The organism is Polaribacter sp. MED152 (assembly GCF_000152945.2).
Classification (GTDB): Bacteria; Bacteroidota; Bacteroidia; order Flavobacteriales; family Flavobacteriaceae; genus Polaribacter.
In genome coordinates this window covers 1,535,921-1,551,335 of the sequence record NC_020830.1, presented here as the reverse complement: position 1 = coordinate 1,551,335, position 15,415 = coordinate 1,535,921, and the positions used below count along the sequence as shown (strand labels likewise).

The following is a 15,415-nucleotide window of genomic DNA, read 5'->3' as shown; positions in this document are numbered from 1 at the left end:
GCAAGAACTAGAAATTAAACCCTACTTTAAACCCTAAACTTCTGCTAGTGGCATAACTCATATCTTCTACACCACTTACAAAACCATTGCCTTGTACAGCCAATTGTTCTGGATCGAAATGTGGGTTTTCTGTAAGCACAAAAAGGTTGTTGCCTATAAATGAAAAACTCATGCTAGAGGTATCTTTTAAACCTAAAAAACCTTCTTCTAAATTTAATACATAGCCTATAGAAACTTGACGAAGTTTTAAGAAAGATGCATCATACACATTGTTTTCTTCATGGTTTCTATCGTAAAATTGTCTGTAATAGCTTTCTGCAGTTACAGCAACTGTGTTGGGCAGACCTGTATTTATATTTACACCTTGAGCAACAATACCTGCATCTGGTCTGAAAGCAGTTTCTGCTAATTGGCCACCTACATTACCTAAAGCTCTGGTTCTCGAAACAATTTCTCCTCCTTGTCTCCAATCGAACAAGAAACTTGAGTTCCAGTTTTTGTAACGAAAAGAGTTGTTCCAACCTAAAGTGAAATCTGGATTGTAGTTTCCAATTTTTATTAAATCGTTATTGGCAATATATCTACCATTATCATCTAGGAGAAATTCACCCTCTGCATTTTTTTCATAACCTGTACCATACATGTCACCTATTTGACCACCTTCTTCTACTTGAAACCAAACTGTTTGATTGGCACTGTTGTAAATTCTGCTGTAAGCCAAAGTTAAACGTCCATCATTTTGAGGTAAATCTTTAATTACAGATTTGTTACTTGCAAAGTTAAAAGTGGTGTTCCAAGTAAAGTTTTCGGTTTGTATTGGTGTACCTCCTAAAATAATTTCAACACCAGAGGTATTTACTTTTCCGCCATTAATAACCTGTTGATTGTATCCTGAAGAAATAGGAATTGGTAAAGAAATGATTTGATCTTTTGTGGTGGCATTGTAATAGGTAAAGTCAATATTTAATCGATCTTTAAAGAAACGCAAATCTGCACCCAATTCATAAGAAGTGGTAATTTCTGGCCTTAGATTTGAATTCGGTATAAATTCTTGATTGCTAAAGGTGGGTTGCCCATTAAATGGCGTTTGTGACACAAAGGCACCAGAAGTTTGATAAGGATTGGTGTCATTACCCACTTGAGCAATACTTGCTCTTAGCTTTGCAAAAGAAATAGCCGAAGGCAATTCTGTATAATTAGAAAGAATGAAACTAGAAGATACAGAAGGGTAAAAGAAGGATGTACCATCTATAGAAAAAGGTGTGGCTAATGCACTAGACCAATCGTTTCTGCCTGTAATGTCTACGAACAAAAAGTCTTTGTAACCAAATTTAGCGATACCATATAAAGAGTTGATTCTCTTTTTAGACGTAAATTCAAAAACCTCTAAAGGAGATGCTGCATTGTTTAAGCTAAAAATACCAGGCTGAGCCAAATTGGTAGTTTGTGTTTGTTTTGTACTTGCATTTTGGTCTAATCTGTTACCACCAAAAGAAACATCGAAAGAAACATCACCAAAAGTATTGTTGTAATTCACTAAAAAATCGGTATTAACCTCTCTGTAAAAAACATCGTGTTCTGCATAAGCACCATTTTTAAAACGATTGCTACTAAAGTTTCGTTTTAGTTCTCTCTTTTCTGATGAATAATCCATTCCTGATCGAAGAGAAACACTTAAATTATCTGTAAATTGATGTTTTACAGCAATGTTTCCAAAAACACGATCTCTATTGAAAGCATTCGTATTTTCTTTTAAAATAAAAAACGGATTATCGAAAAATGTATAATTGAAAGAGTATTGCTGAACGCCCTCTAAACCTGGCTGCCAATAATCGCGTAAACTATCAATATTTAAAGATCTTGGCCCCCAAGCAACTAAAGAATAGTTTGCATTTTCGCTACCATAACCATTTGCAGGTCTATTGTTTGAACTTGAATTTACATAGTTTACAGAACTTGTAATTCTTGTTTTTTCTGAAGGATTGAAATTTAACTTTAAAGCAGCCGTTTTTCGCTCTAAGTTAACACCAGGAATAATAGATTCACTATCTAAATCTGTAATAGATAATCTGTAAGAACCTCTTTCAAAACTATCGTTAATAGCAATGTTATTAATGGTGGTTACTCCTGTTTGATAAAAGTCTTTTAAATTATCTGGATTTGATTGAAAAAGAGTAGGAGTAATAGTGTTGCCTGAATATAAAGAGGTATCTCCACCTCTTACAACAGTACCATCAGCTAAAGTTACAGGCGAATCGAATTGTGCAATTAAGTTTCCTGCATCTAATCTTGGCCCCCAAGAATAGGTAATGTTATCATTAACTCCACCTCCTAAACCATCTACATATTCAAAATTTCCTGAATTTCCTTGACCATATTCGTTTTGAAAATCTGGTAAACGAAAGGCAGAATCAAACGTAATAGAAGAATTAATGCTTACCCCTAAACCTTGTTTTTTACTACCATCTTTCGTGTTAATTACAATTACACCATTTGAAGCACGAGTACCATACAAAGCTGCTGCACTTGGCCCTTTTAAAACTGTAACAGATTCAATATCATCAGGATTTACTTCCATAGCTCCATTACCAAAATCAATTTCTTGAAAACCAGCAGCTGCTTCGTTGGTAAAATTAAATACGGAGTTGTTGTTTATTGGTGTACCATCTACCACAAAAAGCGGATTATTATTTGAGAAAGAAGCTTCTCCACGAATGGTAATTTTAGAGGAAGAACCTACACCTGTAGCTCCTTGTGAAATAGTAACACCTGCCAATTTACCAGCTAAGTTATCTAGGAAGTTTACTGTTTTTACGCTGGTAACTTCTTTTGATTTTAGTTCTTGAACCACATAACCCAGTTCTTTTGTTTTTCTATTTAAACCTAAGGCTGTTACCACAATTTCATCTAAATTGGTTTCAATTTCTTCTAATTGAACATTGATGATTCTTTGAGTTCCAATAGTTATTTTTTGTGTTTTGTATCCTAAATACGAAAAGGTTAATACCTGATTGTTATCAGTTACAAAAATGGTATACGATCCATTTATGTCTGAAGTTGTTCCGTTTTCTGATGAAGTAGCTATGGCTACAGAAGGAATACCCATTCCAGAACTTTTATCGGTAACTGTACCCGATATTTTAATTTGTGAAAAACTGATGCTAGTTGCCAACAGTAAAATCCACATAAAAATGTGTTTCATTACGTAGTAATTTTGTGTAAAAGAATTTTGATTGAGGTGTTGCTAAGGCAACAAAAACGAACTAAACAGCAAGGCTAGGTGAGCCTTTATTGTAATATAAAGGTTGCAGAAAAGATTCAATACTTTTTTCTAGATGATAAAAAGTAGCTTTATTAAAAATGAAAAGCTTTTTTAAAATTAGAAGTACTTCTTTATTAATATAAAAACGACTTTCTAAAATTGTGGCAATATCTTCTTGTACATCTAAATCATTCAAAAGCTCTAGGTAAGCAATAGAACTATTACTGCCAGCAGAAAGTTTAGAAATGTAAGCGTTTAACAACTTTGTTTGCCAAGGTAATTTTACAAAAGCTTTTTTATTGAAATGTGCTTTTTTGATTCCCATTAAGTAAAAACCACCATCTTTAGAAGGTCCTAAAACTAAATGGTTATGTTCTAGCTGATGAGCAGCTTTGAGAATATGGCTTGTTTTTAAATGAGGAGTATCATTACCAATGGTAATTATATTCTGATATCCTTTCTTAAAAACGGAAGCAATTGCATTAGAAAAACGCTCACCAAAATTAGCGCCAACTTGATTTTTTTCAGAAAAATGGAAATACGTAATTCCAGATTTCTTAACCTTCTTTAAAGTGTCTTTATTTAATGCAGCAATAGCATCAGCAGAAAGAAACGATTTTCTTTCAGCATCTTTTTCAGCTGAATTTGCAAAAATTAATATGGCAGTATTTTGAATCAAATAGTTTTATTTTCTCTTTTGGGGGAGAAATTAGAATCTTAAATTATGCAACTACACCTTGACAACTACTACCTGCACCTGCAGTACAACCATAGCAATGTTGGTTTATAATAATGTTTCTGTCTTGTAACAATTCTTCATTATAATCAGAAACATGCTTTACTTTATTGGCTACTTTTAAATTTAGCATCTGGTTAAAGTCACAATCATATAACCAACCATCCCAACTAATAGATAATGTATTTGTACACATTACATTCTCTACAGCTGCAGGATTATAAGCGTCTACTAAAGCATACATATAATCTTCATAATTGTCTGAAGCAATTAAATAATCTAAAAATCTACTGATTGGTAAATTTGTGATGGCAAACAAACTATGAAAATCGATATTGAATTCCTCTTTTAAGGCTTTCTTAAAATCGTTTTCTAGGGCTTGTTGATCTCCAGGTAAAAATGCTCCTGAAGGATTGTAAACCAAGTCTAATTTTAAATCAGAACCAGGCATACCATAACCAACAGCATTTAGTTCTTGCAATGCTTTGATAGATTTATCAAAAACACCATCACCTCTTTGTTTGTCTGTTTTTCCACGAGTCCAATGAGGCATTGAAGAAACCACATGTACATTGTGTTTTTTAAAGAATTCAGGTAAATCGTAATATTTTTTATTGGCTCTAATAATGGTTAAATTAGAACGCACAATAAAATCTTTAATTCCGGCTTTAGATGCTTCTTCTACAAACCATCTAAAATTAGGATTCATTTCAGGGGCACCACCAGTTAAATCTAAAGTGTGGGCTTCTGTTTTTTTTATAATATCCAAACATTGCTGCATGGTTTCTACAGTCATAATTTCCTTTCGGTCTGGACCTGCATCTACATGACAGTGCTCACAAACTTGGTTACACATGTAGCCTAAGTTAATTTGAAGAATTTCTAATTTTTTTGGACGTAAAGGAAATTGATTGGTTTCTTTTATTTTTTTTGCAAAGGTTGGCAACTCACCGTCTGCGAAAATTCCGTTTGAAAGAATTTCCATTTGACGAGAGGTATTTGCGATATCGTTATTTCTTGCTTTTAATGATTTTGTAGCCATATGTATGCTGAAGTTATCTCAGAATCTTTTTTAGGTTATTTACTTTATGTACGCAGAAAATGGTTTTGTGGTTTTTTAAGCCCCATCACTTTTTAGTGAATCACTTACATTTCTAGTTTATTCACCTTGTTCATCATTTGAACACCATGCACCAAAGTTGCTCCACTTTTAATAGCAGCACCTACATGAATGGCTTCCATCATTTCTGGTTTGGTAATGCCTCGTTGTAAACCATCTTTAGTATAGGCATCTATGCAATAAGGGCATTGTTCTGTATGTGCAACAGCCAAGGCTATTAACGATTTTTCACGAGCAGTTAAGGCACCTTCTTCAAAAACTTTTCCATAATAATCGAAAAACTTGTTTCCTAGTTCTTCACTCCATTCTGTTATTTTGCCAAATTTTCTCAAATCAGCAGCATCGTAATATGTTTTAGACATAAATTGAATTTGTTTTATAAAAAATATGAAAGATAGTAATTATTTACTGTTCAATCTCCAATCGTATTTCAAATAAGAGATTTTTGCTTTTGGATTAATTGCTGTGTTGGCATATTTATTTAAGTAATCGATTACACTACCATTTTTTGTAAAATCGTCTTTAAACCAATCAAAAATAGAAGAAATTTGAACTTTCTTTTTTCCTAATTTGTTTCGAGATGAATCGTTCACAAATTCTTTCATTAGTTCTTCTAACTCACTATCAATATTTACAGCAGTAAAGGCTTTATTTAAGATTTTTGGACAAGAAATAGATGCACAATTTACACCAACATGAATTCTTGGGTCAAAGTATTTTTTTCTTAAAATAGTATGCTCTATCTCATCTAGAGTATAGGTTTCTCCACCTACTTTTGCAAACGGAATTTTCCATGCAGTTTTGCCATCCTTCTTAATATCCATTATCGATTTTAAAGGATAATTTTTTAAAATAAGTTTTATGGTATAAGCATTGTAAGCATTAATCCAAAAGGCTTTTAATTGATTTTCTGACCACGAATTATCTGGAATAGTACTTTTTAAATGTGATAAATAGTTGTCTAACTGTGCCTCATCTGCTTTAAAGGCATCATAGTTTACAAACCCTTCTGTGCTAACATGTTTTTCTAGTAAATTTGAAAATATTGATGTTTGTGCATTTACCTGAGTACTAAAAACAAGGGCAAAAAATAATAAAGATAATTGTTTCATGATAGATTGGTTTCTTTTTTAGACGAGCAACTTTTTAGAACTTTACAAAAAGATTAGTCTAAAATTTCCTCATTTATTTTTAATCGGAATCGTTTTCTAAATGCATAAACAGCCAAGTATAAAAACGGAGTGTCTAAAGCTGCAATGATTATTTTAAAAAGTACACCACTAATTAATAATCCCCAGAATTTATTCCATTCAATAATTTCAAAAGAACAAAGCAATAAAAGAACAGTCATTGTATCTATAAACTGAGAAGAAAATGTAGAGAAATTATTTCTCAGCCAAAGGTGTTTCCCATTTGTAAGTTTTTTCCAAAAATGATAAACTCTAATATCTATAAACTGTGCAAATAAATAAGCCAACATAGAAGCCAATACAGCTAAAGGTGCAGCACCAAAAACTTCTACGAACGTGGTGTCATCTACCTTAGACCAAGAGGTTGCAGGTACTTCTTTGGATACATATATAATGAGTAATGAAAAGAAAGAAGCAAAAATACCAGCAATTACAACTTCATTTGCTTTTCGTTTACCATAAATTTCCGATAAAATATCTGTAATTAAAAAGGTGATTGGGTAAGGCAATAGGCCTACAGAAACTTCAAATAATTTTACATCAAATACTTCTAGTTGAAAAGGATACCAGTAAAAAAATTTTTGAAAAATTAAGTTAGAGGTCACTAAGGATGCTATAAAAAGTGCTGCTAGAATGAGGTAAATTCGGTCTGCAGCCTGTTTGTCTTTTTTATTCATACAAACGAAGTTACAAATTTTGTTTGAAGTTCAAGAGGCAAAATGTGCAGAGAAGAACAAAGATGAAGCTTCAACTAAATTTCATTATTTTTGTCGCTTGAAAATTTAGAAAAGAAATCAACTTATAAAAAACTTACAATGAAAGCATATATTTTTCCAGGACAAGGAGCACAATTTCCAGGCATGGGTTTAGACTTATACGAAAACTCAGACTTGGCTAAAGAAATGTTTGAGAAAGCCAATGATATTTTAGGCTTTTCGATAACAGATGTAATGTTTACTGGAACACCAGAAGAATTAAAAGAAACTAAAGTAACACAGCCTGCCATATTTTTACATTCGGTTATTTTAGCGAAAGTGTTGGGTGATGATTTTCAGCCAGAAATGGTTGCTGGGCATTCTTTAGGAGAATTATCTGCATTGGTTGCAAATGGTGTACTTTCTTTTGAGGATGGTTTACGCTTAGTATCTAAAAGAGCTTTGGCTATGCAAAAAGCCTGTGAAGATGTACCATCTACTATGGCTGCAGTTTTAGGTTTAGAAGATGCTGTTGTAGAAGAAACCTGTGCTGCTATTGAAGAAGGAGTAGTAGTTGCAGCAAATTATAACTGCCCAGGTCAATTGGTGATTTCTGGAGATATTGAAGCTGTTAAAAAAGCTTGTGAAGTATTGACTGAAAAAGGTGCAAGAAGAGCATTATTGTTGCCTGTTGGTGGTGCATTTCATTCGCCATTAATGGAGCCAGCCAGAGAAGAGTTAGCAGCTGCAATAGAAAATACAACATTCAACGAACCTGTTTGTCCTGTGTATCAAAATGTGGCAGCAATGGCTATAACAGATGCAGCTACAATTAAAAGTAATTTAATTGCACAATTAACGGCGCCTGTGAAATGGACACAATGTATACAAGCTATGGTTGCTGATGGAGGAACTGAATTTATAGAAGTTGGACCAGGAAAAGTTTTACAAGGGTTAATGCGTAAAATAGATAGAAGTGTAACTGCAAGTGGTGCTTCTTTGTAGAAATTTAAACCTTTGTTTTTCCTTTTTAACGTATAATTTTCCTTTTGATGTAGTTTAAGTTGCTCAAAACGTGGGTTGTTCTTTTATTTACAGCAACCAATTAAAACCAAACAAGATGAAAAACAAAATGAACAAAGTAGTAGGGCTTTTTATAGTAACATTTGTAATTCTATTTACAAGTTGTAATGATGATTCAAATGATTATGGAGCACCATTAACTATAGATGAAAAAGTAGCTGTTTTAGAAAAGCAAGAATGGTTGCTTAAAGATTTTGAGGATAGGGTAATGTATACGTTTTCAAACGGAGAAAGATTTACCTATTATGCTGTAGATAATGAGTTTACAAGTGAAGCGATACCAGGTACTGTAGATTATACCATTTCAGGTGATCTTTTAACGATGGATTTCCATTTTGGAAATGTAAAAACGTATGAAGTTGAATTTACCTGTAACAATAGTATTGTTAATTTTTATGCTGATGGAGTAATACAGCTAACCTTATATGAAAGAGGTTCAGATTATCTAAATTGTATTTAAACATAAAATATTGATTATTAAAAAAGGCTTTCAAAATTAATTGAAAGCCTTTTTTAATTTAAGAGAAAACGTTTTATTTCTTTATTTTTTCTTGACGTTTGTTTAAAAGAACAGGTTCTCCATAACCCAACTCCTTCATTCTATCTAATTGAGTTTCTGCATCTCCAACAACCAACCAAATCATTTTATTTGGATTTACATATTTGTTGGCCAAAGCTTTAATTTGCTCTTTAGTCATGTTGTTTACAACAGCCTCTCTGTCTTTTACATAATCAGATTCCCAACCATATTCACTCATGTTCGATAACATGTTTAATTTGGCTCTAGAAGTTTCAAAAGCCCTGGCATTACTTTTAATTAAAAAGCTTTTTGTAGTTTCTAAATCTTTATCAGAAAATGTTTCTGGATACTCTTCTAATATTTGTTTTACAGCTTGCGCAGATTCTAAAGTTACATTACTTCTAACTCCACTAGAAATAGTAAAAGCACCTTTTGCATTAGAACCTGAAAAACCAGATCTAATTCCATATGTATATCCTTTACCTTCTCTTAATTCTTGAGTTAATCTAGAAGCAAAACCACCACCACCTAAAATGTAATTCATAACAGTTGCAGGATAAAAATCTTCATCTGTTGCAGCCAAAGCAGGAGCACCAAATTGTAAAACTGATTGTTTTGCATTTGGAATATCATAAAAATATACAGTTGGTTCAGTAGGTGCATCTGGTGTTTTATATTCAGGTATAGTTACCTTTTTTGCCATCCAATTATCATTTAAATCTTGTAAAGATGAAGTTACTTGTGCTTCTGAAATATCACCAACTACCAACATTTTAGCTACAGATGGAGAAATGTTTGCGTTGTAAAAATTCTTTATATCTTCTAAAGTAATATTAGCTACAGAAGCTGTGCTCCCTAAATTATTTTTTGCACGCATGTTGTCTTTACCATAAATCAACTCATTATACGTATTTCTAGCTACTGCATTTGGACTAGCTTCTTGCTGACGTAAACGAGCTATTGTGGCCTTCTTCAATAAATCGAATTCATTGCTATCAAACCTTGGTTCTAAAAGCATTTCTTTTACTAGAGCTAATGTTTTATCGTAATTTTTAGCTAAAGTAGTTGCGCTTATTGTAATGTTTTCTGTGCCCGAATATACGTTGATAGAGGCACCCAACTCTTGAATAGCCTCTTCCAATTCTGTTACTGTTTTATTGGCTGTACCTTTTTCTAACAAACTTGCAGTTAAATTGGCCAAACCTAATTTATCCATAGATTCTAATAACTGGCCACCTTTAATAGATAAATTAAAACGCACTAAAGGCACTTCATCATTTTCTATTCCGTATATTTTTAAGCCATTTTCTAGGCTAGCTTTGTATACATCAGGCACTGCCAAAGAAGGCGTTTCTCCATAATCTGGTTCTATACTTCTGTCAAAAGAAGAAGGTGTTTTTTCATAAGTTGCAGCAATTTTAGGGTCGAATTTTTCTTCTGCACCAATAACAATTTTCTCTTCAACCACATCTGCCAAATCAGAACCTGTTAATGCTAAATCTGCTTGATTTCTTGGTACAAAGCTAGTTGCAATAAAATTTTGCCCTTTAATATACTTGTTATACACATCCATTACATCTTCTGCAGTAACAGCTAAAGTGCTATTGATGTCTTGAGTTACAAAACCAGGATTACCAGTATAGGTGTTGTAAGAAGCTAAGCCAGTACCTTTACCCAAAACACTAGATAAACTGCCATAAAAACGCGTTTCTTGACCTGCTTTAATCCTATTTAAATCTTTTTCAGAAATACCTTCTTCTTCAAATTTCGCAAAAGCTTTTTCAATACCTTCTTTTACTTCATCTAATTTTACTCCGTTAAAAGCTCTTACAACTAGTTGTGTTTGACCTGCTAATTCAGAAGTGTAATTGTACATGGTTGTGTTTGATGTTAATTTTAAATCATCAATTAAAACCTGATTGAAAGGTGCATTTTTACCATTGGTTAAATATTGTGTTAATACCTCTAAAGCATAAGAATCTTTGTGGTATTGAGCAACACTAGGCCAAGCCATAGTTAGTTGAGGTACTCTCGCAAAATTATCTTCATAATACAACAATTTAGTTTCGGCTACTTTACCTGGTCTTTTAGCTAGTGGTTCAATTTCTTCACCTCTAGGAATTTCATCAAAATATTTCTTTACCCATTTTGTAGCTTGCTCAATGTCAATATCACCAGATAAAACCAAAGTAGAATTGTTGGGTACGTACCACTTTCTAAAAAATGTTTTTACGTCTTCTAAAGTTGCATTTTGCAAATCTTCTAAAGAACCAATTACTTGCCAGTTGTAAGGATGATCTTTTGGGTATAGGTTTTTATCAATCACATATTGATTATGTCCATAAGGTCTGTTGTCTATGCTTTGTCTTTTTTCATTTTTAACCACTTGCTTTTCTTTCGCCAAAACAGGATCTGTTACAGTATTAATAAAATACCCTAATTTATCAGCCTCAGCCCAAATCATTTTTTCTAGAGCATCTTTTGGCACGGTTTGTAGGTAATTTGTTCTATCTCTAGAGGTAGAACCGTTAGCACCTGAACCACCAATTCTTGCACTCATTTTATCTAAACCACCTTTTCCTAAATTTTCTGATTCTAAAAAAAGTAAGTGTTCAAACAAGTGTGCAAAACCTGTTCTGCCTTCAATTTCTCTGGCAGAACCTACATGAACCATCAACTCTACAGCCACTACAGGATCTGATTTGTCGATATGAAAAACAACGTCTAAGCCATTGTCTAGTTCAATTTTTTTATAATTTACACTTAACTCTTTTGTTTTTTCTTCAGAAGGCGTTTTGCAGCCAACTAAACCAACTGTTACTAATAAAGCAATAAAAATTTTTTTCATTTTGGATGGATTTATCTGGCTAATTTACAAAATGATTGTAAGAGTAGAATTGTTAAAATTCGAATTTATTCTTTCATAGAATAAACGTAAATTTGCACCCTTAAATAGAGAATAGATGCAATACAATCATCAAGAAATAGAGAAGAATTGGCAAAAATATTGGGCAGCAAACCAAACATTTAAAGCTTCTAATACTTCAGATTTACCTAAGTATTATGTGTTAGATATGTTTCCTTATCCTTCAGGGGCAGGTTTACATGTTGGGCATCCTTTAGGGTATATTGCTAGTGATATTTATGCACGTTACAAACGTCATAAAGGGTTTAATGTATTGCACCCACAAGGTTATGATTCTTTTGGTTTGCCTGCAGAACAGTATGCCATTCAAACTGGGCAACATCCTGCAAAAACTACAGAAGAAAATATTAAAACATATAGAAGACAATTAGATCAAATTGGTTTTTCTTTTGATTGGAGTAGAGAAGTACGCACTTCAAATCCTGATTATTACAAATGGACACAATGGATTTTTATTCAATTATTCAATTCTTGGTACAATAAAGATTCAGACAAAGCAGAAGACATTTCAACCTTAATTTCAATTTTTGAAACAGAAGGAAATGCCACAGTTAATGCCGTTTGCGATGAAGATATCATTTCTTTTTCAGCAGAAGATTGGAGCGCTTTTTCATCAACCAAAAAAGAAGAAATTTTATTACAATATCGTTTAACCTTTTTGTCTGATACAGAAGTAAACTGGTGTCCTGCTTTAGGAACAGTTTTAGCCAATGACGAAATTGTAAACGGAGTTTCAGAAAGAGGAGGTCATGCTGTGGTTCGTAAAAAAATGACACAATGGTCTATGCGAATTTCTGCATATGCACAACGTTTGTTAGATGGTTTAAACACTATTGATTGGCCACAACCTTTAAAAGATTCGCAAACCAATTGGATTGGTCGTTCTCAAGGAGCAATGGTTTCTTTCAAAATTGATGGTTTTGAAGATAGTATTTCCGTTTTTACAACACGTCCTGACACTATTTTTGGAGTTAGTTTTATGACATTAGCACCAGAACATGAGTTGGTGTCTAAAATTACTACCAATGCTCAAAAAGCAGAAGTAGAAGCGTATATAGAAGCAACAGCCAAACGTTCTGAACGTGATAGAATGGCAGATGTAAAAACCATTTCTGGTGCATTTACAGGAGCGTATGCAATTCATCCTTTTTCTGGTGAGAAGGTTCAAATTTGGATTGGTGATTACGTTTTAGCATCTTATGGTACAGGAGCTGTAATGGCTGTACCTTGTGGAGATCAACGAGATTATGATTTTGCAAAACATTTTGATATTCCTATTCCTAATATTTTTGAAGGTGTTGATATTTCTGAAGCTGCACATGCAGATAAAGAAGGTACTGTAATTGCAAATTCAGACTTTTTATCAGGCTTAAAATATAAGAAAGCACTGAAACTTGCCATTTACGAAATGGAAAAAAGAGGCTTTGGTTATGGTAAAATAAATTACAGATTACGTGATGCTGTATTTAGCAGACAACGTTATTGGGGTGAGCCATTTCCTGTATATTACAAAGACGGAATGCCACAAATGATTGATGCAAAGCACTTGCCAATTGTGTTGCCAGAAGTAGAAAAGTATTTGCCAACAGAAGATGGTAAACCACCTTTAGGAAATGCAGAAGTTTGGGCTTGGAATACAAAAACGAATGAAGTTGTTGCTAATGAGTTGATTGATAATGAAACTGTTTTTCCATTAGAGTTGAACACAATGCCTGGTTGGGCTGGTAGTTCGTATTACTTTAATAGGTATATGGATCCGAATAATGACAGCGAAATCGCATCTAAGGAAAATTTAGCCTATTGGCAGAATATAGATTTATATATAGGAGGTTCAGAACATGCAACAGGACATTTATTATACGCGCGTTTTTGGCAAAAGTTTTTATTTGATAGAGGTGTGCTACCTGTAGATGAATTTGCGAAAAAGTTAATTAATCAAGGAATGATTTTGGGAACAAGTGCTTTTGTTTATAAAGCAGATGTTTTTGTAAAATCGGGTTGTTCCGTAAGCAGTTCTTTTGATGATATAAAAGCTAAAATTCCGTTGATATTTGTTTCTAAAGATTTGTTTTCAAATGCAGATGAGTTTGAAAATATAGTATTGGAATATTTATTGGATGAGAAAATTATAAATCAGCAAGAATCAGAATTATTAACCATTATAAAAAGTGGAATACATTCAGATGTTTCGTTTGTAAATGCTTCTGATGAATTAGATACTGAAGCTTTTAAAAATTGGAGAGCAGAGTTTAAAAATGCTCAATTCATTTTAAATGATGGTACGTATAAAGTAGGGCGTGAAGTAGAAAAAATGTCTAAATCTAAATACAATGTTGTAAATCCTGATGATATTGTTTTAGAATATGGTGCAGATGCCTTGCGTTTATTCGAGATGTTCTTGGGGCCTTTAGAACAAACCAAACCTTGGAAAACTTCTGGTATTTCTGGAGTTTCATCATTCTTGAAAAAATTATGGAAACTAAATTTTAATGGAGAACAATTTGAAGTTTCTGATGAAGCTGCTACTAAAGACGAATTAAAAACATTACATAAAACCATTAAGAAGGTAGAAGATGATATCGAAAATTTTTCTTTCAATACATCAGTATCTACTTTTATGATTGCAGTAAATGAATTGACAGCTCTAAAATGCAATAAAAGAGAAATCTTAGAACCTTTATTGATTTTGTTATCACCATATGCACCACATATTACAGAAGAGTTGTGGAATAAGTTAGGGCATTCAAGTTCAATTTCAACAGCTCCTTTTCCTGTTTTTGAACCAAAACATTTGGTAGAAAGTACAAAGAACTATCCTATTTCATTTAATGGTAAAATGCGTTTTACATTAGAATTGTCTTTAGATTTATCTAAAGAAGAAATAGAAAAAACGGTAATGGCTCACGAAAAAACTCAGGCACAATTACAAGGTAGAACACCTAAAAAAGTAATAATTGTACCAGGTAAAATTGTAAATATTGTAGGTTAATTATTGTAATTTACAATTTCAATTGTTTAAGAAGTTAAAGTCATTATGTTCGCATAATGACTTTCTTTTTACTTTGATTTTTCATTTATAATAACATACTTTTGATAAAACTTTAGATATGACTACTACAAGACAAAATGGAAGTTTATATACCAATATTCAAGGAAATATTGCTACTATAGAATTTGGACATCCTGCCAGTAACTCATTTCCTAGTGAATTATTAGATCGATTGGCAAAAGAATTTACTGCTATTTCTACTAATGATGCAGTAGCTGTAATTGTCTTAAAATCTGAAGGAGAAAAAGCTTTTTGTGCTGGTGCTTCTTTTGATGAGTTAGTTGCTATCGAAAATTTAGAACAAGGAAAACAATTTTTCTCTGGATTTGCAAATGTGATTAATGCCATGAGAACCTGCAGCAAATTAATTGTAGGTAGAGTGCAAGGTAAAACTGTGGGTGGAGGTGTAGGTTTGGCTGCAGCTTGCGATTATGTTTTGGCAACAGAAGCAGCGTCTATAAAACTATCTGAACTAACTATAGGTATTGGGCCTTTCGTTATAGAGCCAGCAGTAAAACGTAAAATTGGTTTGGCTGCTTTGAGCGAATTAACTTTAGATGCAACCAATTGGAAAAATGCTTATTGGGCAAAAGAAAAAGGTTTGTATGCAAAGGTTTTAGAAAATACAAAAGAATTAGATACAGAACTTGAGTATTTTACACAGAAACTAGCTTCGTACAATTCACAAGCCTTGGCAGAAATGAAAAAAGTGCTTTGGGAAAATACAGATCATTGGGGAAATTTACTTGTAGAAAGAGCTAAGGTTTCTGGAGAATTAGTCCTATCTGAAGCCACTAAAAAGGCATTGGCTAAGTTTTCTAAAAAATAATACAC

Annotated in this window: 11 protein-coding genes; 4 read left to right on the top strand and 7 right to left on the bottom strand. The window is 32.9% G+C overall.

Annotated features, from left to right (window positions below):
* Positions 1-7: 7 nt before the first annotated feature.
* The 6 genes from MED152_RS06820 to MED152_RS06795 form a co-directional block, all read right to left on the bottom strand.
* Positions 8-3,202, bottom strand: coding sequence for a SusC/RagA family TonB-linked outer membrane protein (locus MED152_RS06820; RefSeq protein ID WP_015481126.1), 3,195 nt, complete (start codon positions 3,200-3,202; stop codon positions 8-10).
* A 61-nt stretch (positions 3,203-3,263) separates the two neighbouring features.
* The gene (locus MED152_RS06815) at positions 3,264-3,941 is read right to left on the bottom strand and encodes a DUF2064 domain-containing protein (RefSeq protein WP_015481125.1); all 678 of its coding nucleotides are present in this window, start codon (positions 3,939-3,941) and stop codon (positions 3,264-3,266) included.
* A 43-nt stretch (positions 3,942-3,984) separates the two neighbouring features.
* The gene (gene arsS / locus MED152_RS06810; RefSeq protein WP_015481124.1) at positions 3,985-5,040 is read right to left on the bottom strand and encodes an arsenosugar biosynthesis radical SAM (seleno)protein ArsS; all 1,056 of its coding nucleotides are present in this window, start codon (positions 5,038-5,040) and stop codon (positions 3,985-3,987) included.
* Positions 5,041-5,144: 104 nt separating this feature from the next.
* Positions 5,145-5,480, bottom strand: coding sequence for an arsenosugar biosynthesis-associated peroxidase-like protein (locus MED152_RS06805; protein WP_015481123.1), 336 nt, complete (start codon positions 5,478-5,480; stop codon positions 5,145-5,147).
* A gap of 39 nt (positions 5,481-5,519) precedes the next feature.
* The gene (locus MED152_RS06800) at positions 5,520-6,230 is read right to left on the bottom strand and encodes a DUF547 domain-containing protein (protein ID WP_015481122.1); all 711 of its coding nucleotides are present in this window, start codon (positions 6,228-6,230) and stop codon (positions 5,520-5,522) included.
* Between the two features lie 53 nt (positions 6,231-6,283).
* Positions 6,284-6,985, bottom strand: a complete 702-nt coding sequence (locus MED152_RS06795) for a queuosine precursor transporter (RefSeq protein WP_015481121.1) — start codon at positions 6,983-6,985, stop codon at positions 6,284-6,286.
* Between the two features lie 138 nt (positions 6,986-7,123).
* Here MED152_RS06795 and fabD point away from each other — a divergent pair, with 138 nt between their 5' ends.
* Both fabD and MED152_RS06785 read left to right on the top strand, forming a co-directional pair.
* Entirely contained in the window at positions 7,124-8,008 is an 885-nt protein-coding gene (gene fabD, locus MED152_RS06790; protein WP_015481120.1) for an ACP S-malonyltransferase, read from the top strand.
* A gap of 115 nt (positions 8,009-8,123) precedes the next feature.
* On the top strand, positions 8,124-8,546 hold the full coding sequence (locus MED152_RS06785) for a hypothetical protein (RefSeq protein ID WP_148284802.1): 423 nt from the start codon (positions 8,124-8,126) through the stop codon (positions 8,544-8,546).
* Between the two features lie 73 nt (positions 8,547-8,619).
* On the opposite strand, the gene MED152_RS06780 is transcribed toward MED152_RS06785, so the two are convergent.
* Positions 8,620-11,454 carry a pitrilysin family protein gene (locus MED152_RS06780; RefSeq protein WP_015481118.1) on the bottom strand — a complete coding sequence of 945 codons (2,835 nt, stop codon included), beginning with the start codon at positions 11,452-11,454 and terminating at the stop codon, positions 8,620-8,622.
* A 115-nt stretch (positions 11,455-11,569) separates the two neighbouring features.
* On the opposite strand from MED152_RS06780, the gene MED152_RS06775 reads away from it, so the two are divergent.
* A complete protein-coding gene (locus MED152_RS06775; protein ID WP_015481117.1) occupies positions 11,570-14,521 on the top strand; it encodes a leucine--tRNA ligase in 2,952 nt (983 codons plus the stop codon).
* 118 nt (positions 14,522-14,639) lie between these two features.
* Positions 14,640-15,410, top strand: coding sequence for an enoyl-CoA hydratase/isomerase family protein (locus MED152_RS06770; protein WP_015481116.1), 771 nt, complete (start codon positions 14,640-14,642; stop codon positions 15,408-15,410).
* Positions 15,411-15,415: the final 5 nt, after the last annotated feature.